Source organism: Acinetobacter sp. WCHA39, from assembly GCF_002165385.1.
In the GTDB taxonomy this organism is placed as follows: domain Bacteria; phylum Pseudomonadota; class Gammaproteobacteria; order Pseudomonadales; family Moraxellaceae; genus Acinetobacter.
Window position 1 is genome coordinate 1 of sequence record NZ_NHRP01000081.1, and the last position, 1,314, is coordinate 1,314.

The 1,314-nt window shown below is 40.9% G+C and carries 1 protein-coding gene; it reads right to left on the minus strand.

Annotated features, from left to right (window positions below; translation table 11 throughout):
- Positions 1–32: 32 nt before the first annotated feature.
- Positions 33–1,241 carry an IS256 family transposase gene (locus CDG56_RS16670; protein ID WP_032073139.1) on the minus strand — a complete coding sequence of 403 codons (1,209 nt, stop codon included), beginning with the start codon at positions 1,239–1,241 and terminating at the stop codon, positions 33–35.
- Between the last annotated feature and the right edge of the window lie 73 nt (positions 1,242–1,314).

Below are 1,314 nucleotides of genomic sequence, written 5' to 3' on the forward strand. Positions count from 1 at the left end.
GAGGGTGTAAATAATTCTGTGTAAATACAGTTTTAAAAATACTTGGTTACACGCTCTTCAAACATGATACTAAAGCGGTTCATAGCAGATTTCCAATTTTGGATAGGCATTGTCCATTTTTTGCTTGCTGCCATAATCGCTAAATATACCACTTTTTTCACTGAATCATCAGTCGGGAAGATTTTTCTTTTCTTGGTCGCATGACGGATCACGCTGTTCAATGATTCAATCGCATTCGTTGTGTAGATTGCTTTACGAATATCCATAGGATAAGCAAAGAACGTGTTGAGATTCGGCCAATGCCCGAGCCATGATTTGCTGATTTGAGGGTATTTGTCATCCCATTTCTGACCAAATTCATCAAGAGCGTGTAAGGCTTCATCTTCGGTTACCGACTGGTAGATTTTCTTCAAATCAGATGTAACGGCCTTATAATCTTTCCAACTGACATACTTCAAGCTATTGCGTACCATATGGATAATACACAACTGGATATGGGTATCAGGATAGACCGTATTAATCGCATCAGGAAAGCCTTTTAATCCATCCACACATGCAATCAGAATATCTTGCAAGCCACGATTCTTCAGTTCGGTGAGAACTGATAACCAGAACTTCGCCCCTTCGTTTTCAGCCATCCACAGTCCAAGTAAGTCTTTCTGCCCCTCTGTATTGACACCCAAAGCAAGAAATACAGCCTTGTTGATGACGGTGTTGTTATGTCGCACCTTCACGACAATACAGTCTAGGTAAACGATTGGATAGAATGCATCCAAAGGGCGGTTTTGCCATTGAGTGACTTGGTCGATCACAGCATCTGTCACCTTGGAAATTAAGGTAGCAGAGACATCTGCATCGTACATTTCCTTGAACGTGGCAACGATATCTCGTGTCGTCATGCCTTTAGCATAAAGGGATAGAATTTGACTATCCATTTGCGTGATTCGAGTTTGACTTTTCTTGATGAACTGAGGCTCAAATGTACCATCACGATCTCTAGGCGTGTCTAGCTCAAACTCACCATCATCAGTCAGTAGGCGTTTAGTTGTATAGCCATTACGAGCATTTTTACCTACTCTAGGACTATGCTTCTCATAACCTAAATGGTCAGTGAGTTCAGCATTTAGAATAGTTTCCACCGTTAATTTCTTTAGAGCTTTACTGAAATTATTCAGGTCAGCTTCTGTCTTTAAGTTCTTGGCAAATTCTTTGGCTAATGCCAGCATTGCTTCATCTTTCATGGTAAACACCTGTGTTGCCCCTAACAGCGTTGAGGGATAGTCTAAGCGTTTACACAGTTTTATTTACAGTCTC